Raw genomic sequence first — 19,727 nt, 5'->3', positions numbered from 1 at the left:
TATGGCGAGTACCCCGGCGGAATACATCCAGCATCACCTGCAGAATCTGACTTACGGAAAACTGCCTGAAGGTTACGTTCGTGCCGACGGTTCGGTAATCGACCAGGCCACCTGGACCATCGCCCAGAGCGGCATGGAAGCCCGCGACATGGGTTTCATGGCGTTCCACGTCGATACGCTCGGCTGGTCCGTGTTCATGGGGTTGATCTTCATCCTGATCTTCCGCATGGCCGCAAAGGGCGCGACCGCCGGTACCCCTGGCCGTCTGCAGAATTTCGTGGAGATGTGCGTCGAGTTCGTCGAAGGCGTCGTCAAGGACACCTTCCACGGTCGTAACGCCCTGATCGCCCCGCTGGCGCTGACCATCTTCGTCTGGGTCTTCTTGATGAACAGCCTGAAGTGGATCCCGGTCGACTATATTCCGGGCCTGGCTCACGCGATGGGCGTGCCGTACTTCAAGATCGTTCCGACCGCCGATCCGAACGGTACCTTCGGCCTGTCGCTCGGCGTCTTCGCCCTGATCCTGTTCTACAGCTTCAAGGTCAAGGGCTTCGGCGGCTTTACCAAGGAACTGGCCTTCACCCCGTTCAATCACTGGTCGCTGGTGCCGTTCAACCTGTTTCTCGAAATCCTCGGTCTGCTGACCAAGCCGCTGAGCCTGGCTCTGCGACTGTTCGGCAACATGTATGCCGGTGAGGTGGTGTTCATCCTCATCGCGCTGCTGCCGTTCTACGTGCAGTGGACCCTGAACGTGCCCTGGGCGATCTTCCATATTCTGGTGATCCCGCTCCAGGCGTTCATTTTCATGGTTCTGACCGTGGTGTACCTGAGCTCTGCGCATGAAGATCACGGTCATGCCGAACTCACGCCCTAACAGTTGAACCGGTTCAAATCATCGTTTCGTTTTACCCTAGAAAACCTTAACCCTTAGCTTCAGGAGCTTTACATGGAACTCGTCTACATCGCCGCCTCCATCATGATCGGTCTGGGTGCCCTGGGCACTGGCATCGGCTTCGCCCTGCTGGGTGGCAAGCTGCTGGAATCCACTGCTCGTCAACCCGAGCTGGCTCCTCAGCTGCAAACCAAGACCTTCCTCATGGCTGGTCTGCTCGATGCCGTACCGATGATCGGTGTTGGTATCGCGATGTACCTCATCTTCGTTGTCGCTGCTTAAGACTTTTCCGGTTCCTGACGGGGTTCGCGCGGCGAGCCCCGTTGCCGTGGAATTGACAACCGCGTCGAACGAGATAGCACGAGGTATATCGCTGTGAACATTAACTTGACGCTGTTCGGTCAAACGTTCGCCTTCGCTATTTTCGTCTGGTTTTGCATGAAGTACGTATGGCCGCCTATCACCAAGGCCATGCAGGAACGCCAGAAGAAAATCGCTGATGGGCTGGACGCCGCAGGCCGTGCGCAGCAAGACCTAAAATTGGCTCAGGAAAAGGTTTCCAACACTCTCCGCGAGACCAAGGGGCAAGCTGCCCAGATCCTTGAGCAGGCCAACAAGCAGGCCAGCGCGATCGTTGAGGAAGCCAGGCAGCAAGCGCGTGTCGAAGGCGAGCGCCTGGTGGCTGGCGCCCGTGCCGAAATCGAGCAGGAAGTGAATCGTGCCAAGGAGCAACTTCGTAACCAAGTAGCGGTATTGGCCGTCATGGGTGCGGAGAAAATCCTGGAGTCCCAGGTGGACGCCAAGGCGCACAACGATCTGGTCGAAAAACTGGCCTCCCAACTCTAAGCGAGGCGAGCGATGATCAATACCCAGACGCTTGCTCGGCCCTATGCGAAAGCCGCTTTCGAGTTTGCCAGCACAGCTGGCCGGATCGATGCCTGGTCGGGCATGTTGAGCCTGGCTGCGGTCGCCGTTGAGGTCCCTGACGTTGCCGAACTGCTGAAAAACCCACGGCTGACCAGCGAAAGCAAGGTCAACACCCTGGTTCAGCTGTTTGGTAGCGATATCGATGAAGCCTTCCGCAACTTCGTCACCACGCTGGGCGATAACGATCGCCTCGACGTGCTGCCGACGATCCGGGAGCTGTTCGAAGACCTCAAGGCTGAGGCCGAAAAGACACTCGACGTTGAAGTGCAGACAGCTTTCGAGCTGACCCCTGCGCAACTCCAAACCTTGGCTGCCGCCTTGTCGAAGCGGCTAGATCGTACCGTCAACCCCCAGCAGGTCGTGAACCCTGCGCTGATCGGCGGCGTTGTTATCCGCGCCGGCGATGTGGTTGTCGATGGTTCGGTCCGCGGCAAACTGAGCCAGTTGGCCGAATCGTTGAAATCCTGATTTGAGGGTCGTGGCATGCAGCAACTGAATCCTTCCGAGATTAGTGAAATCATAAAGCAGCGCATCGGTAGTTCCGATGTGTCTGCTCAAGCGCGTAACGAAGGCACCGTCGTCAGCGTTTCTGACGGTATCGTTCGCATTTATGGCCTGGCCGACGTCATGTACGGGGAGATGATCGAATTCCCTGGCGGTGTCTACGGCATGGCCCTGAACCTGGAGCAGGACTCCGTAGGTGCCGTGGTACTGGGCAGCTACCAGAGCCTGACCGAAGGCATGAGTGCCAAGTGCACCGGCCGCGTTCTGGAAGTGCCGGTCGGTCCGGAACTGCTGGGTCGCGTCGTCGATGCCCTTGGCAACCCGGTCGACGGCAAGGGACCGATCAACGCGCAGGCAACTGACGCGGTCGAGAAGGTCGCCCCTGGCGTGATCTGGCGTAAGTCGGTCGACCAGCCGGTACAGACTGGATACAAGTCGGTCGACGCCATGATCCCGGTCGGCCGCGGTCAGCGCGAGCTGATCATCGGTGACCGTCAGATCGGCAAGACCGCGCTGGCTATCGACGCGATCATCAACCAGCGCAACAGCGGCATCAAGTGCGTCTACGTCGCGATCGGTCAGAAGCAGTCGACCATCGCCAACGTGGTTCGCAAGCTCGAACAGCACGGCGCCCTGGAAAACACCATCATCGTCGCTGCGTCGGCATCCGAGTCGGCTGCCCTGCAGTTCCTGGCTCCGTACGCCGGTTGCACCATGGGTGAGTACTTCCGTGACCGTGGTGAAGACGCGCTGATCGTGTATGACGATCTGTCCAAGCAGGCCGTGGCCTACCGCCAGATTTCCCTGCTGCTGCGTCGTCCGCCAGGACGTGAAGCCTACCCGGGCGACGTGTTCTATCTCCACAGCCGCCTGCTGGAGCGTGCATCGCGCGTTTCCGAAGAGTATGTCGAGAAGTTCACCAACGGCGCCGTAACAGGCAAGACTGGTTCCCTGACGGCCCTGCCGATCATCGAAACCCAGGCCGGTGACGTATCCGCGTTCGTTCCGACCAACGTGATCTCCATCACCGACGGTCAGATCTTCCTCGAGTCGTCGATGTTCAACGCGGGTATCCGTCCGGCCGTCAACGCCGGTATCTCGGTATCGCGCGTCGGTGGCGCCGCGCAGACCAAGATCATCAAGAAGCTGTCCGGTGGTATTCGTACCGCGCTGGCCCAGTACCGTGAGCTGGCGGCTTTCGCCCAGTTCGCCTCCGACCTGGACGAAGCGACCCGCAAGCAGCTCGAGCATGGTCAGCGTGTGACCGAGCTGATGAAGCAGAAGCAGTACGCGCCGATGTCCATTGCCGATATGGCGGTGTCCCTGTACGCAGCCGAGCGTGGCTACCTGCAGGACATCGAAGTAGCCAAGGTCGGTGCCTTCGAGCAGGCGTTGATTGCCTATTTCCACCATGAGCATGCCGCTCTGCTGGACAAGATCAACGTGAAGGGCGACTTCAACGACGAAATCGACGCAGGCATCAAAGCCGGTATCGAGTCGTTCAAGGCCACCCAATCCTGGTAAGCCGCAGCGGGAGCCGAAAGGTTCCCGCTTGCTAACCCGATAGGTGTCAAATGGCAGGCGCAAAAGAGATTCGCAGCAAGATTGCGAGCATCAAAAGCACGCAGAAGATCACCAGCGCCATGGAAAAGGTGGCGGTCAGCAAGATGCGCAAGGCACAGATGCGCATGGCTGCCAGCCGTCCTTATGCGGAACGGATCCAGCAGGTAATCGGCCACCTGGCCAATACCAACCCGGAGTACCGTCACCCGTTCATGGTTGAGCGACCGGTCAAGCGTGTCGGCTACATCGTCGTGTCTTCCGATCGTGGGCTGTGCGGTGGCTTGAACACCAACCTGTTCAAGGTGCTGGTCAAGCACATGAAGGAATGGCATGACAGCAACATCCAGGCCGACCTGTGCGTAATCGGTAGCAAGGGCGCGAGCTTCTTCCGCAGCTTTGGCGGTAACGTGGTCGCGGCAGTCAACGGACTTGGCGAAGAGCCGTCGATCAATGATCTGATCGGCAGCGTCAAGGTCATGCTGGATGCCTTCGATCAGGGCCGTCTGGACCGTCTCTATCTGGTGTCGAACAAGTTCATCAACACCATGACGCAGAAGCCGACCGTAGCGCAGTTGCTACCCCTGGCCGCCAGTGACGATCAGACCGCGCCAAAAGGGCAGTGGGACTACCTGTACGAACCCGACGCGCGACAGCTGCTCGATGCGTTGCTGGTTCGTTACGTCGAATCCCAGGTCTACCAGGCCGTGGTCGAGAACGGTGCCGCCGAGCAGGCTGCCCGGATGATCGCCATGAAGAACGCAACCGACAACGCCGGTGAGCTGATCAGCGACCTGCAACTGGTCTATAACAAGGCCCGTCAGGCTGCGATCACGCAGGAAATTTCGGAAATCGTCGGCGGCGCTGCCGCGGTTTAAGAACGGTTCAAATATTCAGAGGAACCAAACATGAGTAGCGGACGTATCGTTCAAATCATCGGCGCCGTTATCGACGTGGAATTTCCGCGCGATCTGGTACCGAATATCTATGACGCGCTGAAGGTGACTGGCGCTGAAACCACCCTGGAAGTCCAGCAGCAGCTGGGCGACGGCATCGTCCGTACCATTGCCATGGGTTCGACCGAAGGCCTCAAGCGCGGTCTGGACGTCAGCAACACCGGCGCCGCCATCTCCGTACCGGTAGGCACTGCCACGCTGGGCCGGATCATGGACGTGCTGGGCAACCCGATCGACGAAGCCGGTCCCATCGGCGAAGAAGAGCGCTGGGGCATTCACCGCGCGGCGCCGAGCTATGCCGAGCAGGCTGGCGGCAACGAGCTGCTGGAAACCGGCATCAAGGTAATCGATCTGGTCTGCCCGTTCGCCAAGGGCGGTAAGGTCGGTCTGTTCGGTGGCGCCGGTGTCGGCAAGACCGTAAACATGATGGAACTGATCCGTAACATCGCGATGGAGCACAGCGGTTACTCCGTGTTCGCCGGTGTGGGTGAGCGGACTCGTGAAGGTAACGACTTCTATCACGAGATGAAGGACTCCAACGTTCTGGACAAGGTTGCACTGGTCTACGGCCAGATGAACGAGCCACCAGGAAACCGTCTGCGCGTAGCACTGACCGGCCTGACCATGGCCGAGAAGTTCCGTGACGAAGGCAAGGACGTTCTGCTGTTCGTCGACAACATCTACCGTTACACCCTGGCCGGTACCGAAGTGTCCGCGCTGCTGGGTCGTATGCCGTCCGCGGTGGGTTATCAGCCGACGCTGGCCGAGGAAATGGGCGTTCTGCAAGAGCGCATCACCTCCACCAAGAGCGGTTCGATCACATCCGTTCAGGCCGTTTACGTCCCTGCGGATGACTTGACCGACCCGTCCCCGGCGACCACCTTCGCCCACCTGGACGCTACCGTGGTGCTGTCGCGTGACATCGCTTCGCTGGGTATCTACCCGGCGGTCGACCCACTCGACTCCACTTCGCGCCAGCTGGATGCAAACGTGATCGGCCAGGAGCACTACGACACCGCTCGTGGCGTCCAGTACGTGCTGCAGCGTTACAAGGAACTGAAGGACATCATCGCGATCCTGGGCATGGACGAACTGTCCGAAGCCGACAAGCAGCTGGTATCCCGTGCTCGTAAGATCCAGCGCTTCCTGTCCCAGCCGTTCTTCGTGGCCGAAGTCTTCACCGGTTCGCCAGGCAAGTACGTCTCGCTGAAAGAAACCATCCGTGGCTTCGCCGGCATTCTCAATGGTGATTACGATCACCTGCCGGAGCAGGCGTTCTACATGGTGGGTGGCATCGACGAGGCCATCGAGAAAGCCAAGAAACTGTAACTGGCGCGCCCGCTTGCGGGCGCCAATAAGCTCGATCGGCGGCGCTTGTCGTGGGTCGGGCTGATTACCGAGGCATAAGTATGGCTATGACAGTCCACTGTGACATCGTCAGTGCGGAAGAAGAGCTGTTCTCGGGGCTGGTGGAGATGGTTGTCGCTCATGGTCACCTGGGTGACCTGGGTATTCTGCCGGGCCACGCCCCGCTGCTGACTGATCTCAAGCCCGGTCCGGTGCGGGTGATCAAGCAGGGCGGCAGCGAGGAAATCTTCTACATTTCCGGCGGCTTCATCGAAGTCCAGCCGAACATGGTGAAGGTGCTTGCCGATACCGCTACGCGCGCCAAGGACCTGGACGAAGCGGCAGCGCAAGCTGCCGTGACGGCGGCCGAGAAAGCCCTGCACGAAAAAGGTGCGGAGTTCGACTACGGTTCCGCTGCCGCTCGTCTGGCCGAGGCGGCTGCTCAGCTGCGGACCATCGAGGCGATGCGCAAGAAGTACGGTCGCGGTTGAGCCACACACGGCTTCATCGCGCACGAGTAAAAGGGTAGCCTTGGCTACCCTTTTTCTTTTCCGTTTCGAAACCTTTCGCGTGTGCCTTCGGGTCACGATTGTTCAGGATCTGCCATGTCTCTCGATATCGTCATTCTTGCTGCTGGCCAGGGCACGCGCATGCGTTCCGCTCTGCCCAAGGTGCTTCACCCGGTCGCCGGACAGTCCATGCTGGGCCACGTCATCGCGACGGCTCGTAGCCTGAAGCCTGAAGCCATTCATGTGGTGATTGGCCATGGTGCCGAGCAGGTTCGCGAGCAATTGGCGGCCGATGATCTCAATTTCGTCGTGCAAGCCGAGCAGCTGGGAACCGGCCATGCGGTGGCCCAGGCGCTCCCGGCGCTCACGGCTGAGCGCGTGCTGATCCTGTATGGCGACGTACCGTTGATCGAGGCTGCCACGCTCGAGCGCTTGCTGGAGAAAGTCGGACCGCAGCTATTGGCATTGCTCACGGTGAAGCTGGACGATCCAACCGGCTACGGCCGCATCGTGCGCGATGGCCAGGGCGTGGTCCAGGCGATCGTGGAACACAAGGATGCTACGCCGGAGCAGAAGCGGATAACGGAAGGCAATACTGGCATCCTGGCCGTGCCGGGCGCGCGGCTTGGCGATTGGCTGGGACGTCTGTCCAACAGCAACGCGCAGGGCGAGTATTACCTGACCGACGTGATCGCCATGGCGGTCGCCGATGGTCTGGTGGTCGCCACCGAGCAGCCGCTGCACGCCATGGAAGTACAAGGCGCCAACGACCGTATCCAACTGGCCGAGCTGGAGCGGCATTACCAGCAGCGTGCGGCGCGCCGTCTGATGGCCCAAGGCGTGACGCTGCGCGACCCGGCTCGTTTCGACCTGCGCGGTGAGCTGACGGTCGGTCGCGATGTGCTGATCGATGTGAACGTGATTCTCGAAGGCCGGGTGGTGATCGAGGACGATGTCGAGATCGGCCCCAACTGTGTGATCCGCAACAGCACGCTGCGTCGTGGCGCGGTGGTGAAGGCCAACAGTCACCTGGAGGGCGCCGAGCTGGGCGAGGGGGCCGATTGCGGACCCTTTGCGCGCTTGCGTCCTGGCGCCGTCCTGGGCGCGAAGGCCCACGTCGGCAATTTCGTCGAGGTGAAAAACACCCACTTGGGCGAAGGCGCCAAGGCGGGCCATCTGGCCTATCTGGGCGATGCGGAGATCGGGCCGCGAACCAACATCGGGGCAGGCACCATCACCTGTAACTACGACGGTGCGAACAAATCCCGCACGGTGTTGGGCGAGGACGTGTTCATCGGCTCCAACAGCTCGCTGGTCGCTCCGGTGACCCTTGGCGACGGTGCGACCACGGGGGCAGGGTCGGTGATCACCGCCGATGTACCTGCCGGCACGCTGGCGCTGGGGCGGGCACGGCAAGCGCTGATCGAGGGCTGGGAGCGTCCGCAGAAGTCTCGCAAGTAAGCCATCGGTTTCTCCGTTCGCTACTCAAGAGATCGTACATCCGGCCGATCTAACTGGGCATAACAAAATAGGACGCGATTATGCCCACCCTTACTCGCCTGTCCATCCAGTGGAAACTCACCCTGCTGGCTGGCCTCTGCCTGCTGCTCATCGTCGGCCTGCTGGTCGGTGCTTCGCTCTATCAATCGCGCCAGGCAGTCGCCCTGGTCAATGCCTCGAGCAGCAGCATGCTCGAAGAGTCCGCGCGCAATAACCTGCAGGCACGTGGCCTGGCTCAGGCACTGCGCATGGAACGCCAGTTCAACGATGCCTATCAGTATGGCCTGGGCCTGGCCCGCCAGGTATTGTCGCTGCGCGAGCAGGCCATCGAGCGGATGTCGAACGCTTTCGAGCTGCGAGAGGACCTGCATCACCAGCTCAAGCGGGCGCTGCAAGCCAATCCGGATCTGATCGGTCTCTATGCGGTATTCGAAACCGACGCGCTGGACGACAAGGATGGCATGTTCATCGGCAACCAGGAGATGGGCGGCAACGACAGCGGCCGTTTCGCGCTGTACTGGTCCCAGCGAACGCCTGGCCAGCTCGCGTCCGAAACCATCGATGAACAGATGCTCGCCGACACCACGCCTGGCATCAGCGGCGCGCCCTATAACGCCTGGTACGGCTGCCCGCGCGACAGCGCCCAGGTCTGTTTGCTGGACCCGTACTTCGATGAGGTCGAGGGCCGACCTCTGCTGATGACCAGCGTGGCCTTTCCGCTGATCGAGAACGGTAAGGTCATCGGTGTCGTCGGCGTGGATATCAGCCTCGCCTCATTGCAGGCACTCAGCGAGCAGGCGCACCAGGAGTTGTACCAGGGCGAAGGCCAACTGAGCGTGATCAGTCCTGCCAAGCTCCTCGGCGGGCACAGCCGAGACCCGGGTCTGCTTGGCAAACCGCTGAACGACGCGTTTGGCGTTGAAAGCGAGACGATCGCCCGTGCGGTCGATGCAGGCCAGAAGGCGATGCTCGAGGACGGCAAAACGCTTCGTGTGCTACAGCCGGTACAACCTATCCCTGAACTCAAGCCCTGGGCGATCCTGCTGGAGGTGCCGCGACAGGTGCTGCTCGGTCCGGCGCTGAGCCTCGAGCGGACGCTTCAGTCCCAGAGCCGGCAGGACATGGTGATTGCCTTGGCCATCGGGCTCGGTGCGGTCCTGCTGGGCCTGGTATTGATGTGGTTGACTGCCCGCGGCGTGACGCGCCCGATCGAGGGTGTCGCCGAAATGCTCAAGGACATCGCCAGTGGCGAAGGCGATCTGACTCGCCGCCTGACGTATGCTCGCGACGACGAGCTGGGCGCACTGGCAGGGTGGTTCAACCGCTTCCTCGACAAGTTGCAACCGACCATCGCCGACGTGCAGCGCTCGGTTCAGGACGCGCGCAGCAGCGCCGATCAGTCCTCCGCCATCGCCAGCCAGACCAGTGCCGGCATGCAGCAACAATTCCGCGAGGTCGATCAGGTCGCCACTGCGTCGCAGGAAATGAGCGCCACTGCGCAGGATGTCGCACGCAACGCCGCGCAAGCGGCTGAGGCGGCACGCGACGCAGACCAGGCGACTCATGACGGACTGAGTGTGATCGATCACACCACGCAAAGCATCGGCAGCCTCGCCGGTGAACTCAACCATGCCATGACACAAGTGCAAAGCCTGGCCGCCAGCAGCGACCAGATCGGTACGGTGCTCGAGGTGATTCGAGCGATTGCCGAGCAAACCAATCTGTTGGCGCTCAATGCGGCTATCGAAGCGGCGCGGGCGGGCGAGGCCGGGCGTGGTTTCGCTGTGGTTGCCGATGAAGTACGCAGCCTGGCGCGGCGTACTCAGGAGTCCATCGAAGAGATCCGCCAGGTCATCGAGCGGTTGCAGAACGGAACCCGTGACGTGGTTACGGCGATGCAGAGCAGCCACAGCCAGGCTCAGGGCAGCGTCGATCAGGTAGGCAATGCCGTTGCAGCCCTGCGCAAGATCGGTGATGCGGTGGCGGTCATTTCCGACATGAACCTGCAGATCGCCAGCGCAGCGGAGGAGCAGAGCGCGGTCGCCGAAGAAATAAACCGCAACGTGGCCGGTATCCGTGACGTGACCGAATCGCTCTCGGGCCAGGCGGACGAATCGGCGCGGGTCAGCCAGGCCTTGAATCAGTTGGCTAATCATCAACAGAATTTGATGGGGTATTTCCGCGTCTGACCGCAGCGGCAGTTGACGGCGTTCGTCATTTAGGTTTTGATTCGCCAAATTTTCTTTCGAATCGAAACTTATACATGTCGAAACGCAATACACCGCAGCGACGCCATGCGATCCTTGCCCTGCTGAGCGATCAGGGCGAGGTCAGCGTCGATGAGTTGTCCAGGCGGTTCGAAACGTCCGAGGTCACGATTCGCAAGGACCTCGCGGCGCTGGAAAAGAACGGTCTGCTGCTGCGTCGCTACGGCGGCGCGGTGCCCTTGCCGCAGGAGCTGATCGGCGACACCGCCCAGCCCGTTTCGCCATGGAAACAGGCCATTGCGCGGGCTGCCGTCGGCTGCATCCGCGAGCATGCCCGTATCATCATCGACAGCGGGACCACCACCGCGGCAATGATTCCAGCATTGGGGCATAAGCATGGCCTGCTGGTCATGACCAATTCGCTGGGCGTGGTCAACGCGTTGCGCGAGCTTGAACACGAGCCCACGTTACTGATGACCGGCGGTACCTGGGACCCCCACTCCGAGTCTTTCCAGGGGCAGGTGGCCGAGCAGGTGCTGCGCTCCTACGATTTCGATCAGCTGTTCATCGGTGCCGACGGGATCGATCTGCAGCGTGGCACGACCACTTTCAATGAATTGCTCGGTCTTTCGAGAGTCATGGCAGAGGTGGCCCGCGAAGTCATCGTGCTTGCCGAATCCGACAAGATCGGTCGGCGTATACCCAATCTGGAGTTGCCCTGGGGCGACATCCACACCCTCATCACGGACGAACGCCTCACCGCCGAGGCGCGTTCGAGCATTCAGGCCCGCGGCATCAAGCTGATCTGCGCGGCCACCGAAACCTCTCAGGAGACTTGATCATGTGTGGCATCGTTGGCGCTGTCGCTGAACGCAACATCACCGCAATCTTGCTCGAAGGCCTCAAACGCCTCGAATACCGGGGCTACGACAGCGCGGGCGTCGCCGTGCTGGATGCCGGCGGTACGCTGCGCCGCTTGCGCCGCTCTGGCAAGGTCGCCGAGCTCGAGCAGGCGCAGCAGCTGGAACAACTTGCCGGTCGGCTGGGCATTGCCCACACCCGTTGGGCCACGCATGGCGCACCCTGTGAGCGCAACGCACATCCGCACTTCTCCGGTGAGGATCTGGCAGTGGTGCACAACGGCATCATCGAGAACCATGAGGCGCTGCGCCAGCAACTCAAAGCGCTGGGCTACGTTTTCGTTTCGGACACCGATACCGAAGTCATCGTCCATCTGCTGCGCCACAAGCTCGACGAACTCGGCGATCTGACCGTCGCGCTCAAGGCGGCGGTCAAGGAACTGCATGGCGCGTACGGCCTGGCCGTGATCAGTGGTAAACAGCCTGATCGCCTGGTGGCCGCACGCAGCGGCAGCCCTCTGGTCATTGGCCTGGGCATGGGCGAAAACTTCCTCGCTTCCGATCAGCTGGCATTGCGCCAGGTAACCGACCGTTTCATGTACCTCGAAGAAGGCGACATCGCCGAGATCCGCCGCGACAGCGTTCAGATCTGGGACCTGGACGGGCAACCGGTCACGCGTGAAAGCGTGCAGTACCACGAGGGCGCGGAGGCGGCGGACAAGGGTGAATACCGCCACTTCATGCTCAAGGAAATCCATGAGCAGCCCAAGGTCGTGCAACGCACGCTCGAAGGCCGGCTGGGCGATCATCAGGTGCTGGTACAAGCGTTCGGTCCGCAGGCCGCCGAGCTGTTTGCCAAGGTGCGCAACGTTCAGATCGTTGCGTGCGGCACCAGCTACCATGCGGGCATGGTTGCGCGTTACTGGCTGGAAGAGCTGGCGGGCATTCCCTGCCAAGTCGAGGTGGCCAGCGAATTTCGTTATCGCAAGGTCGTGGTGCAGCCCGACACGCTGTTCGTCACCATTTCCCAATCCGGCGAGACGGCCGATTCCCTGGCGGCGCTGCGAAACGCCAAGGCGCGTACGGCCGAAGAGGGGCGCTATCTGGCCAGCCTGGCGATCTGCAACGTCGGTATCAGTTCGCTGGTGCGCGAGTCCGACCTCACGCTGTTGACGCAGGCCGGGCCCGAAATCGGCGTGGCATCCACCAAGGCGTTCACGACCCAGTTGGTCGGCCTGCTGCTGCTGACCCTGTCGTTGGGCCAGGTACGCGGCACCCTGGCACCGGCGCTGGAGGCGGAGTTGATCGATGAGCTGCGCCGCCTTCCGACGCGTCTGGGCGAGGCGCTGGCCATGGACACCACCGTGGAAAAGATTTCCGAACACTTTGCCGAGAAGCACCACACGTTGTTTCTCGGACGTGGTGCGCAATACCCGGTGGCGATGGAGGGCGCGCTCAAGCTCAAGGAAATCTCCTACATCCATGCCGAGGCCTATCCCGCCGGTGAACTCAAGCATGGCCCGCTGGCGCTGGTAGACGCCGATATGCCAGTAGTCACCGTGGCGCCGAACAACGAGCTGCTCGAAAAGCTCAAGTCCAATCTTCAGGAAGTGCGCGCCCGAGGCGGCGAGTTGATCGTGTTTGCGGACCGCGAAGCCGGTATCGAGAACGGCGAAGGCACCTTCATCGTCAGCATGCCGCACATCCACGATGTGTTGGCGCCGATCCTCTACACCCTGCCGTTGCAACTGCTGTCCTACTACGTCGCGGTGCTGCGAGGTACCGACGTCGACCAGCCGCGCAACCTGGCCAAGAGCGTAACGGTCGAATAAACGACACCGGGCGGAGCGCGGCACCTGGTTTTCGCCAAAATATATTGTCAAACGACAAAATATTTTGACAACAGACAAAATATTATGACAAATCACAAGTGTCTGATTTTCATAAACTTTATTTGTGGAGGCCCGCCCGCCTATCCGAATCACGCGTCAGTCGACTGGATGAAGCTAATCTGTAACCGCATTTTTAACTTATCCACAGCCTGCGAAGTTTCCTAAGACTTTTGAGCGTATTACAAGCTTCGGATTGGTGGGGGTGGCTAAAGGCACCGGGAGGCTTGTTTGCGAGGTCGTAGCTTTAGAACCCAATCCGACATTGATCGGCATATCCAAAAAGGTTTTGGGCAAGGGAGTCTTGAGCACTATGTGCCATGGCTCCGGGTGCAGGATGTCCCATCCCATGGACGGTCGCGCAAGATACATGGCATCAAGGTCAATCGGCTCCATCACCTCCTCTCCGATTTGGAATATGGCTACCTACTCGTTCTTGAGTTTTCTGAACAGGTAGTAGACATCAGGGAGCAATATCCCCTTTTGCCCCGGTCCTCAGCGCAGTCGATTGCCAACGCGCTGAATATCCCGTACCCGGTTTATCCGGGTACGAAAGTACCCTTCGTGTTGACCACCGATTTCTTAATCACGCTGCAAGAGCCTAACGGAGGCAATCGGCTAGTTGCGCGTACGATTAAATACACCGATTCGTTCGCGTCGGGTCGAGGGCTTGTTCGCACGCTAGAAAAGCTGAATATAGAACGAGAGTTTTGGAAACAGCGCGGCATTGATTGGGCCGTCATTACAGAACAAAACATACCCGCGATCCTGCGCAGTAACTTAGATTGGCTTCGAAAAGGGGCCACTCTAAAGAGAGAGCTTCAGCAGCGCGCATTAATCATTAATTTCCTCAATGAGTTTAATAGCATGCGAGAGTTCCAATGGTCTATTGATCGTATGCTCAGAAGCATTGCTGGTTCGCTATTCGTCCCATATAGCGACGCCAAGGACATATTTATGCACTTGGTTTGGAACAAGAACATTATTCTTGATCTATTAGCCGAAAGGCTGACGATGAAGAGTGTCTTGCAAATTCCAGATATTGTGTACCCTGCCGAAGACTCTCGACATGAAAGTAGGGCAAGCTGATGCCATATTTAAATATTAACGATGCCATCGAACCAGCGACCGAGACCGCTGAGCTGCCGCAATTAGCTAGGGTGCTCTGGCTGGATGCTATAACCGATCAAATAGTACTTTTTAATATAACAGAGACACCTAAGAAGCCATGGGTGACGCGTCTGTCAGAACTAACGAGCTTGCTGGATAATGGTGATATAAAAACCGTAGCTATAGTACCAAGCCCCTTCATGTTGCGGATTGAAGAAGACCTTTCTGAGAAAGAGAAGGCTTTTCGAGATAAAAACTGGCTGCGTATCCAGGATCTGATTGAGACGGAAATTCCGGGAGAGATATTTCAGCCTGGAGCTATGGGACGCTTAATAGCTAACCAAGCGCAAAAGTGCAAGATACCAAAAAAAACAGTATATCGACTATTGTACCGATATTGGATGAATGGACAGGTCCGTAACGCTTTGCTACCCAACCGGTTTAACTCTGGAGGACCAGGTAAGCCCAAGCAGTATAGGGATGGAAAAAAACCCGGACGCAAGGCCCATTTTCAAGGAGAGGAAGTCGATACTCAGTCAAAGATTCTGACGGAGGCCGACAAGAGCTGCATAAGGGTAGGCTTTTCTTTATTTGCAACCGGGAAAGTTGGCACTATTGCTGATGCTTACATTAAAATGCTCAGGCGGTTTTATACATCGAAAACGCTTCCAGGCGGTAGCGTAGAACTACCACTACTCCCTCAGAAGGACCTGCCAACCGCTAGGCAGTTCGCTTATTGGGGACACAAAGCTTATGACGATATTACCGTTCTTAGAGGAAGAAGCGGTGAGCGAAATTGGCAAAAGGATCATCGCCCGTTGACCGGTACTGTTCGCGACGGGCTGCGTGGTCCTTGCCACTTATTTGAAATAGACGCTACTGTGGCTGACATATATTTGGTCAGCCGGTACAACCGAGATTGGGTTATTGGCCGCCCCGTCGTTTATGTGATAATTGATACTTTCTCAGGGATGATTGCCGGCGTCTATGTCGGCCTTGAAGGGCCTAGTTGGAACGGCGCAAGACAGGCGCTGTTTAATGCGTTTACACCAAAGAAGAGCTTTTGCGCGGATACTGGTGTAGAGATTAGCGCGGACGAATGGCCTTGCCACCACTTACCCCATGAAATCTTTGCCGACAGAGGCGAGATGTTGGGTCAGGCTGCAGAAGGCTTGGCTTCGGGACTGAGGATAAATCTAGGTATCGCCCCTCCTTATCGGCCGGACTGGAAGGCCATCGTTGAGAGCAGCTTTAAAGTACTAAACGTTACTACCCAGATACATTGGATCCCTGGCGCGGTACGTAAGAGGAATAAAGAACGGGGTGACCGTGATTATCGGCTGGATGCTACGCTCAATTTGGCTGAGTTCACGAAGATTATTGTCCAGGGAATACTCTACTATAACAAGCACAACCGGCAGCCCGACCGCCTTTCTAAAGAAATGATTGCCGATCAGGTGGAACCTACGCCAATAGGGATATGGAATTGGGCGCTCCGCAATGCTCGGATCGATGAAAATGTTCAAGCTGACGAACTTATTTACCTACATCTTTTGCCCCGAGACAGAGGTTCTATACAAAAGGGAGGTATCAAGTTCAAGGGTATGTTTTACGTCTGTGACTGGGCCGTTGAGCAGAATTGGTTTGCTAGAGCAAGACATAGAGGGGTGAGCAGCATTCTTTGTTGGTACGACCCTAACAGCACAGAACATATCTGGATCCAAAATGATCAAAGTAACTTCCTGCGCTGTGATCTAAGGAAGTCTGAAGATCGGTATCACGGGTATCGGTTTGATGAAGTTATTGACATGCTCGCTATCATTAAAGAAGAGTCGCCAGAAAGCAAGTACACCAAGCTAGTCAGTAAAGTCTCGCTTGATGCCCAAATATCTGGCGTCGTTAACGCCGCGAAGAAAGATAAATCTTTGACGACTGACGTTTCGACGAAGTCTGAAAAGCTGGGAAACATTCGCAGTAATAGAGCCAACGAGCGCTTGCAAGAACGTATGGAGTCATTAGCGCCAGATGACCTGCGTATTCCTGTCCCGCCGCAATCCGACGCGATTACTAGCGTTGGCGTAGCAGAAAATTACGCGGGTGCGCGCAGCGCCGAGGTCATTGACTTGCTGAGTCGACTTCGTCCAGGAGCTAAAAAATGACCGGAGTTATGCATGCGGTCGCGCGGTATGACCAATCGCCTGTTTTGGAGTTTCAAGGGAATCCGTTGATAGAGGCTTTACCACCGATCCTCTGTGAGAGCGATGCGGCATCACTGATCATGCATTTTCCGCCCGTGAATGAGCATGAGCGTGAACTCGATAGCGCGGTCCGTCTTCACTGCATCGATCGCTTACGGACGGTCGTTCAGCCTTTGCCGATTCATCTTGAACTGGAATCAACTCTTTCTTCTTTGATTCGTAGTGGATACGTAGGGCGTAATCCGCTTTCGCCAACGACTGTAAGACACCTTCATTCGCTTTCAACGAGCAGAAGGATGTCCGATGGGTTTCGGTCCACTGCAACGACCTTCAGTTTGGTTGGGTTGAGTGGAATCGGAAAATCGACGGCGCTTGAATCAATCCTTCGTCTTTATCCGCAGACAGTTCTCCATGAACGCTATGGAAACCGTCAGTTTGTACAAACGCAAATCACTTGGTTAAAGCTAGATTGCCCGTTCGATGGATCGCTAAGCGGTTTGTGCCGGGCATTCTTCCGAGCGGTTGATCAGGCTATTGGCCAAGACCGATATGCAAACAGCTACCGCTCTCGAAGTGGCTTACCTGACACGATTCAACGCATGGAACAGGTCGCGAGCACCTATTTTATAGGCGCATTGCTAATCGATGAAATTCAGCATCTTCGATCGGCTCGAACCGGCGGAAAAGATAATATGCTTAATTTCTTCGTCAACCTAATCAACTCGATTGGCATCCCCGTTGTGTTCATTGGAACTAACTCAATGATCAGCCTGTTTTCGGACGTACTTCGAAATGCTCGGCGTGGGTGCGGTCTTGGCGTTATTGAGTTTCAAAGATTCGAGAAGGACGATCCGTTCTGGAAGATGTTGGTGGAGTCCTTGTGGGCCTATCAATGGTGCCGTGAGGTTAGTCCATTGACGGATGAGCTTCTCGACGTGCTCTATGATTTGACTCAAGGGGTCACCGACTTCCTAGTGAAGCTCATGATCCTCGGCCAACGCTTCGCTATCCAGCACGGCGAGGAGCGTCTTGCTCCAAGCACATTTAGGCGCGTAGCCGACACCAAGATGCAGATCCTTAAACCGGCGTTGTCGGCCTTACGTAGTCGGGATCCTAGGCAGTTAGGACGGTTTGAAGACCTATTGCCAATTGATGCCCAACTTGAGGGCATGATGATGCTGAGTTCTGACGATTTGTCGAAACGTTATTCACTACTGAGTAGCATTAGTCCTGCGCCGACGCTGAAAGCGCAAGGCGTACCGAAGGCGTCTTCCCCGAAACTTGCTACGGCGTCCTCTAAAGGATCCGCAAAACTGTCTGAGATTGCCAAGAGCGAAAGCCCCCTTCAGCAATTGCGTGAAGAGGGTTGGCTTTGTGAGCAGACGTTTGAGTTCTCTGACGCCTATCGCGCTAGGTACGACTGAGGTGGGAAATGGATACTGGGCCAGGCTTTTTCTTAGCTCCCTTCCCAGACGAAACGCTTCACAGCCTGTTGAGTCGTTACTGCCGGCTGACCGGGTTTGCTTCAGTACGCCAAGCATTCAACGACGTTGAGCACGGCTACTCCTTTACCCGAAACACAAGCTTCCCTTGCCATCTAAAAGAATTGGAACGGCTGCTCAAGCCGGTTACTGGGCTGGACGCCAACGCTTTCATCTCGCGGCATACGTTGCTCCCTTACTTCCAACCATTTATGTCGCCAGAGCAGCTAGCGATTACGCGTCGACAAATGCATAGCAGGAACGGCCAAGGGTTGAAGATGCGGCTTGGACTCATCGCAAGTTCTTTAGAGCGATACGTTCGGGTTAGATTCTGCCCGGTGTGTCTCGCTGAGGATGATCAGATTCATGGTCAAGCCTACTGGCATCGCATACATCAACTTCCTGGGGTGTGGATATGCCCCCATCACGTACAGCCCCTTTCGATCATCGAACCGGCTTGGATCCGGGATAAAGCTAAACGCTGCTTCCTGCCGACTGACGATGAATTACATGCGCACTCCCTATCATTGGAAGTCAGTGCAGTCCAGAGAGACACGCTATACCGTCTCGCCGCTCTCTCTTGGTCTGTGCTCGATAGGGATTGTGACCCGCTGCAACCTCACGTGGTCCAGCAAAACTTGCTGTGTGGGGCGCAGGCCCATGCGCTCGTGAGTTCCAATGGCAGGCTTCGGCTGATGCCCTTGGCTGAAATGTTAGCGATCTACTTCAAAGGGTTGCCCAGCACCGAGGAATTTTCAAGACTGCTCCCGGTGAGCGCAAAACAAGCTCCTTCTTGGATCCTCAAGTTACTGCGTAAGCCAAGAGGCGCCCATCATCCGCTACATTATTTGCTTCTTGCGGATGCGCTTGGACTGAGCTTCGATCATTTAGCTGTTCAGCGCTCTGGCCAGATGCCTACGTCGAAGAATATAACGACGACGGTGACCACCAAAACTGATGGCCTAGCGCGCACGCTCAAAGAAATGTACTCGGAAGGACGTTCACTTCGCCAGATTGCCGCAGTGACAGGCGTGAGCGTCTCTACGCTTCACGTCTATGCCGTTCAGCTTGGACTACGTGTCCGTGCTCGTCCATCCATTCTACTACCAGTGCTCAGACAGCAAATTCGGGATCAGTTGATTGCCGGGAAAGCTTTTTCTGAAATAGCTAAAAATTGTGGCGTTTCATTGACCTCGGTGTATCGAGTACTAAGAATGGAAGCCGACCTTAAAAACATGTTGTCAGGGTTGCGATTGGAGCAAGACCGAGAGAGCCGTCGTCTTCGTTTCATTATGGAACGTGAGAGGAACACGACAGCTCGGGCGTGCGCCGATTACGCTTGGCTTTACCGTAACGATAGAAACTGGCTGAAAGAAAAGGTCCATCGCATCGGAAGGATCGCTCGTAAGCGCACCGCTGCTGTTGACTGGGCAAGGCTGGATAAAGAGTTGTCGCGTCGAATCCGAGCGTGCGCGTGGAGCCTTAGGGCCCGGCCAGGGAAGCCACTTCGGATCTCTATTGCGCGGATAGGGCGTGAGCTGAATTCATCCATACTGTTTGAGAAAAAATTGCCTAAGCTGCCGCGATGCAGCTTGGAGCTTAAGGCGAGCTGTGAATCAAAAGATCAGTTTCATCGCCGCAGATTAGAATGGGCTGCTAAAGAATTACGTACACGTAAGGCAAGTTTCGGTGCTGCGACGTTGTTGAGGTTCGCAGCTATTCGTCCACCAGCGGGGAATGCAGCTTCGTATCTTATGAAATTGATCAAAGAAGCTTAGCCATATGGG

Annotated in this window: 16 protein-coding genes; all 16 read left to right on the top strand. The window is 57.4% G+C overall.

Annotated features, from left to right (window positions below):
* The first annotated feature begins 1 nt into the window (after window position 1).
* The 16 genes from atpB to GQA94_RS03395 all read left to right on the top strand — a co-directional run bounded on the left by atpB (window position 2) and on the right by GQA94_RS03395 (window position 19,718).
* Entirely contained in the window at window positions 2-874 is an 873-nt protein-coding gene (atpB, locus tag GQA94_RS03470) for a F0F1 ATP synthase subunit A (RefSeq protein ID WP_158186755.1), read from the top strand.
* A gap of 72 nt (window positions 875-946) precedes the next feature.
* Window positions 947-1,174, top strand: coding sequence for a F0F1 ATP synthase subunit C (atpE, locus tag GQA94_RS03465; RefSeq protein WP_019340921.1), 228 nt, complete (start codon window positions 947-949; stop codon window positions 1,172-1,174).
* A 93-nt stretch (window positions 1,175-1,267) separates the two neighbouring features.
* Entirely contained in the window at window positions 1,268-1,738 is a 471-nt protein-coding gene (locus tag GQA94_RS03460; RefSeq protein ID WP_158186754.1) for a F0F1 ATP synthase subunit B, read from the top strand.
* Between the two features lie 12 nt (window positions 1,739-1,750).
* Entirely contained in the window at window positions 1,751-2,287 is a 537-nt protein-coding gene (locus tag GQA94_RS03455; protein ID WP_158186753.1) for a F0F1 ATP synthase subunit delta, read from the top strand.
* 15 nt (window positions 2,288-2,302) lie between these two features.
* Window positions 2,303-3,847, top strand: a complete 1,545-nt coding sequence (gene atpA / locus GQA94_RS03450) for a F0F1 ATP synthase subunit alpha (protein WP_158186752.1) — start codon at window positions 2,303-2,305, stop codon at window positions 3,845-3,847.
* Between the two features lie 50 nt (window positions 3,848-3,897).
* Complete coding sequence (gene atpG, locus GQA94_RS03445; protein WP_158186751.1) at window positions 3,898-4,761, top strand: F0F1 ATP synthase subunit gamma; 864 nt, start codon at window positions 3,898-3,900, stop codon at window positions 4,759-4,761.
* Between the two features lie 30 nt (window positions 4,762-4,791).
* Window positions 4,792-6,168 (top strand): F0F1 ATP synthase subunit beta, encoded by a 1,377-nt coding sequence (gene atpD, locus GQA94_RS03440; RefSeq protein ID WP_102837646.1) that lies wholly within the window; start codon window positions 4,792-4,794, stop codon window positions 6,166-6,168.
* 80 nt (window positions 6,169-6,248) lie between these two features.
* Window positions 6,249-6,677: a F0F1 ATP synthase subunit epsilon gene (locus tag GQA94_RS03435; RefSeq protein ID WP_158186750.1), complete on the top strand. Its 429-nt coding sequence runs from the start codon at window positions 6,249-6,251 to the stop codon at window positions 6,675-6,677.
* Window positions 6,678-6,791: 114 nt separating this feature from the next.
* Complete coding sequence (gene glmU / locus GQA94_RS03430) at window positions 6,792-8,156, top strand: bifunctional UDP-N-acetylglucosamine diphosphorylase/glucosamine-1-phosphate N-acetyltransferase GlmU (RefSeq protein ID WP_158186749.1); 1,365 nt, start codon at window positions 6,792-6,794, stop codon at window positions 8,154-8,156.
* Window positions 8,157-8,236: 80 nt separating this feature from the next.
* On the top strand, window positions 8,237-10,384 hold the full coding sequence (locus GQA94_RS03425; RefSeq protein ID WP_158186748.1) for a methyl-accepting chemotaxis protein: 2,148 nt from the start codon (window positions 8,237-8,239) through the stop codon (window positions 10,382-10,384).
* 74 nt (window positions 10,385-10,458) lie between these two features.
* The gene (locus GQA94_RS03420; RefSeq protein ID WP_158186747.1) at window positions 10,459-11,241 is read left to right on the top strand and encodes a DeoR/GlpR family DNA-binding transcription regulator; all 783 of its coding nucleotides are present in this window, start codon (window positions 10,459-10,461) and stop codon (window positions 11,239-11,241) included.
* A 2-nt stretch (window positions 11,242-11,243) separates the two neighbouring features.
* Entirely contained in the window at window positions 11,244-13,094 is a 1,851-nt protein-coding gene (gene glmS / locus GQA94_RS03415) for a glutamine--fructose-6-phosphate transaminase (isomerizing) (RefSeq protein WP_158186746.1), read from the top strand.
* A gap of 288 nt (window positions 13,095-13,382) precedes the next feature.
* Entirely contained in the window at window positions 13,383-14,240 is an 858-nt protein-coding gene (locus GQA94_RS03410; RefSeq protein ID WP_158186745.1) for a TnsA endonuclease N-terminal domain-containing protein, read from the top strand.
* Entirely contained in the window at window positions 14,240-16,420 is a 2,181-nt protein-coding gene (locus tag GQA94_RS03405) for a Mu transposase C-terminal domain-containing protein (RefSeq protein ID WP_158186744.1), read from the top strand. Before GQA94_RS03410 ends, GQA94_RS03405 begins: the two co-directional genes overlap by 1 nt.
* Window positions 16,417-17,883: an ATP-binding protein gene (locus GQA94_RS03400; protein WP_158186743.1), complete on the top strand. Its 1,467-nt coding sequence runs from the start codon at window positions 16,417-16,419 to the stop codon at window positions 17,881-17,883. The genes GQA94_RS03405 and GQA94_RS03400 overlap by 4 nt, the downstream gene beginning before the upstream one ends.
* A gap of 8 nt (window positions 17,884-17,891) precedes the next feature.
* Window positions 17,892-19,718 (top strand): TnsD family Tn7-like transposition protein, encoded by a 1,827-nt coding sequence (locus GQA94_RS03395; RefSeq protein ID WP_158186742.1) that lies wholly within the window; start codon window positions 17,892-17,894, stop codon window positions 19,716-19,718.
* The last annotated feature ends 9 nt before the right edge of the window (window positions 19,719-19,727 follow it).

This window comes from Stutzerimonas stutzeri, assembly GCF_009789555.1.
GTDB classification, from domain to species: domain Bacteria; phylum Pseudomonadota; class Gammaproteobacteria; order Pseudomonadales; family Pseudomonadaceae; genus Stutzerimonas; species Stutzerimonas stutzeri_R.
The sequence above is the reverse complement of the archived record's forward strand: the minus strand, read 5'-3'. Positions and strand labels throughout refer to the sequence as shown.